This window comes from Thioalkalivibrio sp. (assembly GCF_041690275.1).
Lineage (GTDB): Bacteria > Pseudomonadota > Gammaproteobacteria > Ectothiorhodospirales > Ectothiorhodospiraceae > Thioalkalivibrio.
Genome location: NZ_JAWLHP010000007.1, coordinates 62,200 through 66,432, shown reverse-complemented (window position 1 = coordinate 66,432; position 4,233 = coordinate 62,200). Strand labels below are relative to the sequence as shown.

Below are 4,233 nucleotides of genomic sequence, written 5' to 3'. Positions count from 1 at the left end.
GGGCCACACGCCCGCCGCCCGGTCAGGCGCGCTTGGCGTGCGCCTCTTCGACCGCCTTCTTCAATTCGCCGTTCTCGAACATCTCCAGCGTGATGTCGCAGCCGCCGACCAGTTCGCCATTGATGTAGATCTGGGGAAAGGTGGGCCAGTCCGCAAAGCGGGGCAGGTTCTGGAACACCTCGGGATCGGCCAGCACGTTCACGTACGCGAATTCGTGCTCGCAGCGCTTCAGCGCCTCGGCGGCCCGGCTGGAAAATCCGCACATCGGGAACTGCGGCGTCCCCTTCATGAAGATCACGACGGGGTTTTCTTCCACTTGCTGACGAATGCGATCCATGACATCCATGAGAGCCTCCTGACGACTCGAATCTTTATGGGTTCAACGGTCGGTCCCGTTGGACCACGGGATGACCGTACACTATCCGCTGCGGAGGCGGGGCAACCGCTCCCGGCGCAGGATCATCCACTGCGACACGGATTCCGCGACCGGGCCCGCCGGACCGGCAGACTCAGACGTTGAAGCGGAAATGTACAACGTCGCCTTCGTGCATGACGTATTCCTTGCCTTCCAGACGCCATTTACCGGCGTCCTTCGCACCCTGCTCACCGCCGCAGGCGACGAAGTCGTCGAAGGCGATCACCTCGGCGCGGATGAAGCCCTTCTGGAAGTCGGTGTGGATGGCACCCGCGGCCTGGGGCGCCGTCGATCCCCTGCGGACCGTCCAGGCACGCACCTCCTTCGGCCCTGCCGTGAAGAAGGTCTGCAGGTCGAGCAGCCGGTAGGTGCCGCGCACCACCCGGTCGAGGCCCGGTTCGGACAGCCCCAGATCGGCCAGGAACTCGTTGCGTTCGGCTTCATCCAGCCGCGCGATCTCCGCCTCCAGCGCGGCACAGACCGGCACCACTTCCGCGCCCTCCTGCGAGGCCCGGGCCTCGACCTGGGCGAGCAGCGGGTTGTCGGCGAAGCCGTCCTCCGCGACGTTGGCGATATAGATCATGGGCTTTGCGGTCAGCAGGTGGAGGTCACGGAGCAGCGCAAGGGCCTCCGCGGAGAGGGCCTGCGCGCGCACGGGAGTGCCCTTGTCCAGACCGGCCGCCACCCGCTCCGCGATCTCGAGCCGCGCCAGCGCCTCCTTGTCCTGTGACTTGGCCGCCCGCGTCAGGCGCGTGATCGCGCGGGACACGGTGTCCATGTCCGCCAGCGCCAGCTCGGTGCCGATGATCTCGATATCCGACAGCGGATCCACCTGACCGGCGACGTGGACCACGTCCTCGTCCTCGAAACAGCGTACGACCTGGGCGATCGCGTCCGTCTCCCGGATGTGGGCGAGGAACTGATTGCCCAGGCCTTCGCCCTGCGCGGCCCCGGAGACCAGTCCCGCGATGTCGACGAATTCCACCGTGGTCGGCAGCACGCGCTGCGGCTTCACCAGCTCCGCGAGGACGCCGAGCCGCGGATCCGGCACCTCCACCACCCCCACATTGGGGTCGATGGTGCAGAACGGATAGTTCTCGGCCGAGATGCCGGCCCTGGTGAGCGCGTTGAACAGAGTGGACTTGCCCACGTTGGGCAACCCGACGATCCCGCACTTGAGACTCACGCTTCTTTCTCCCCATTCGGCACGGCCTGTGTGTGCAGCCGGCGCACCGCCCGATCCCAGTCTCCGCCCACGAGGTCGTCGACGACCCCGAGCGCTGCATCGATCGCCTGGCGCATCGCCATCGCCTCTTCCCGGCCGGGGCGCTCCAGAACATAGCCGATCACCGCCTCACGGATACCCGGATGACCGATGCCGATACGCAGCCGGGCGTAGTCCGCACCGAGATGACGGTGGAGGTCGCGCAGGCCGTTGTGCCCTCCGTGACCGCCGCCCGCCTTCAGGCGCGCGGTACCGGCCGGCAGGTCGAGGTCGTCGTGCACGACCAGGATCTCCGCGGGGGGGATACGGTAGAAGGCCGCAAGCTTCTGCACCGCGCTGCCGCTCTTGTTCATGAAGGTCAGCGGCTTCTGCAACAGGCAGGTTGCAGTGCCCGCAGCGAACCTCGCGACCTCGCCCTCGAAACGGGACTCCGCACGGAAGGTACTGCCACGATCCGCCGCGAGGCGGTCCGCGAACCAGAAGCCCGCATTGTGTCGCGTGTCGGCATAACGCGGGCCCGGATTGCCCAGACCGACCAGGAGCCGTATCGGCATTTCTTGGCCAGACCCCGTGCAGACCCGGGGCGATCAGTCCTCGGCCTCGAGGCCCTCGACGCCCGGCTCGGCCTCCTCCGGCTCCGCCTTCTCGCCGCGGGGAAGAAGCACGCTGACCACGGCGGAGTCGTGCCCCTCGTGGGCCAGCGCCACCACCGTCACACCGGCGGGAAGCACGAGCTCTGACAGGTGTACCGTCTCGCCAACATCGAGCCCGGCCACGTCCACCTCGATCGCCTCGGGAAGATCCGCGGGCAGGCACTCGACCTCGACGTCGGTCAGCTGACGGTTGATCATGCCGCCGCCGGTCTTCACGCCCTTGCAGATTTCCTCGTTCAGGAGATGCAGCGGGACCTGCACCCGGATCGCCTCGTCGGCACTGACCCGCTGCAGATCGACGTGAATCAGCGTGGGCTTGAAGGGATGGCGCTGCAGGTCGCGCAGGATCGCGCGCTCGCGGCGGCCCTCGAGATTCACCGTGAGGATATGGGAGTAGAAGGCCTCGTGCTTCAGGTTCAGCAGGATCGCGTTGTGATCGAGCGTGATCGCAATGGCGTCCTTGTGCCCTCCGTAGAGGATACCCGGCAGCTTGCCCGCGCGACGCAGGCGGCGGCTCGCACCCGATCCCTGATCCGCGCGCGGTTCGGCTTCAATGACAAAATCCGTACTCATGACGCTTTCTCCAAAATGAGCGCGCCCCATCCGCGACCAGATGAGGCGCCAGAAGGGGCCTGAGCCCCGTCGATGCCGCCCGGCTGGGCGACGGTACAGGGTCAGTCCACGAACAGCGAACTGACCGATTCCTCGGTATTGATGCGGCGGATGGTCTCCGCGAGCATCTCCGCCACGGACAGGAGGCGGATACGGCCGCAGGCCTCGGCGTTCGGCTGCAGCGGCACGGTGTCGGTGACCACGAGCTCGTCAAGTAACGAACCCTCTATGTTAGCAACTGCCGGACCGGAAAGCACGGCATGGGTCGCGTAGGCGTAGACCTTCTTCGCGCCGTGCTCCTTCAGTGCCCCCGCCGCCTGGCACAGGGTGCCGGCGGTGTCGACCATGTCGTCTATGATTACGCAGCACCGGTCTTCCACGTCGCCGATGATGTGCATCACCAGGGACTCGTTGGCGCGCGGCCGGCGCTTGTCGATGATCGCGAGGTCGGCGTCGTCGAGCCGCTTGGCGATGGCCCGCGCGCGCACCACGCCGCCGACGTCCGGGGAGACCACCGTCACATCGCCCGCCTCGCGGCGCCAGATGTCGCCGAGCAGGATCGGGGAGGCGTAGACGTTGTCCACCGGCACGTTGAAGAATCCCTGCACCTGGTCCGCGTGCACGTCAATGGTGAGCACCCGGTCGGCACCCACGGATTCGATCATGTTGGCGACGACCTTGGCCGAGATCGGCACTCGCGCGGAGCGCACCCGGCGGTCCTGGCGGGCATAGCCGAAATACGGGATCACGGTGGTGATGCGCCCGGCGGAGGCCCGGCGCAGCGCATCCACCATGATCAGCAGTTCCATGATGTTGTCGTTGGTCGGGCGCCCGGTCGGCTGGATCACGAAGACGTCCCGCCCGCGCACGTTCTCGAGAATCTCGACCTGCACCTCGCCGTCGCTGAAGCGGCCCACGGTGGCCTTGCCCAGGCGCAGGTCGAGGTGCTCCGCGACCCGCTGCGCGAGCGGCAGGTTCGCATTGCCCGCAAAGATCATCATTCGGCTCTGGTTCGCCACGGCCCCCCCGATATGAATGCATCGAACACCATCGGCCGGCCCGGGCGGACCCCGCCGGCGCGGGAATTCTAGCGCAGGATGGTGATCGGGTGTCGGTACGAACCCGGTGGCTTCCGGGCGTCCCGGTTCCCGCATGGCTGGGCCGGCAGGATTACGGCGCTGCGCGCCGCCCTCCGGGCCGTCGCCTGCGGCGACGTTCTGCCCCTTCGGGGCAGTCGAACCTTGAGCTTCGAACCCTGCCGGCCCCGCTTCGTGACGCCCAGTGGCATTCCGGCGTCACAATTCCTGTATGGCTGGGCCGGCAGGATT

General features: G+C 67.2%; 5 protein-coding genes and 1 other RNA gene. All 6 read right to left on the bottom strand.

The window, feature by feature from the left end:
- Nucleotides 1-22: 22 nt before the first annotated feature.
- The gene (grxD, locus tag ACESMN_RS02395) at nucleotides 23-346 is read right to left on the bottom strand and encodes a Grx4 family monothiol glutaredoxin (RefSeq protein ID WP_373051985.1); all 324 of its coding nucleotides are present in this window, start codon (nucleotides 344-346) and stop codon (nucleotides 23-25) included.
- Between the two features lie 163 nt (nucleotides 347-509).
- Entirely contained in the window at nucleotides 510-1,601 is a 1,092-nt protein-coding gene (gene ychF, locus ACESMN_RS02390) for a redox-regulated ATPase YchF (RefSeq protein WP_373051984.1), read from the bottom strand.
- A complete protein-coding gene (pth, locus tag ACESMN_RS02385) occupies nucleotides 1,598-2,194 on the bottom strand; it encodes an aminoacyl-tRNA hydrolase (protein ID WP_373051983.1) in 597 nt (198 codons plus the stop codon). The genes ychF and pth overlap by 4 nt, the downstream gene beginning before the upstream one ends.
- 33 nt (nucleotides 2,195-2,227) lie before the next feature.
- Nucleotides 2,228-2,866, bottom strand: coding sequence for a 50S ribosomal protein L25/general stress protein Ctc (locus ACESMN_RS02380; RefSeq protein WP_373051982.1), 639 nt, complete (start codon nucleotides 2,864-2,866; stop codon nucleotides 2,228-2,230).
- 101 nt (nucleotides 2,867-2,967) lie between these two features.
- Nucleotides 2,968-3,906, bottom strand: a complete 939-nt coding sequence (locus ACESMN_RS02375) for a ribose-phosphate diphosphokinase (RefSeq protein WP_373051981.1) — start codon at nucleotides 3,904-3,906, stop codon at nucleotides 2,968-2,970.
- 152 nt (nucleotides 3,907-4,058) lie between these two features.
- A non-coding RNA gene (locus ACESMN_RS02370) (RtT sRNA) lies at nucleotides 4,059-4,180 on the bottom strand.
- Nucleotides 4,181-4,233: the final 53 nt, after the last annotated feature.

Coding starts and splice junctions, on each gene's coding strand:
- grxD (WP_373051985.1), bottom strand. CDS start 346: ATGGATGTCATGGATCGCATTCGTCAGCAAGTGGAAGAAAACCCCGTC.
- pth (WP_373051983.1), bottom strand. CDS start 2,194: ATGCCGATACGGCTCCTGGTCGGTCTGGGCAATCCGGGCCCGCGTTAT.
- ACESMN_RS02380 (WP_373051982.1), bottom strand. CDS start 2,866: ATGAGTACGGATTTTGTCATTGAAGCCGAACCGCGCGCGGATCAGGGA.
- ACESMN_RS02375 (WP_373051981.1), bottom strand. CDS start 3,906: ATGATGATCTTTGCGGGCAATGCGAACCTGCCGCTCGCGCAGCGGGTC.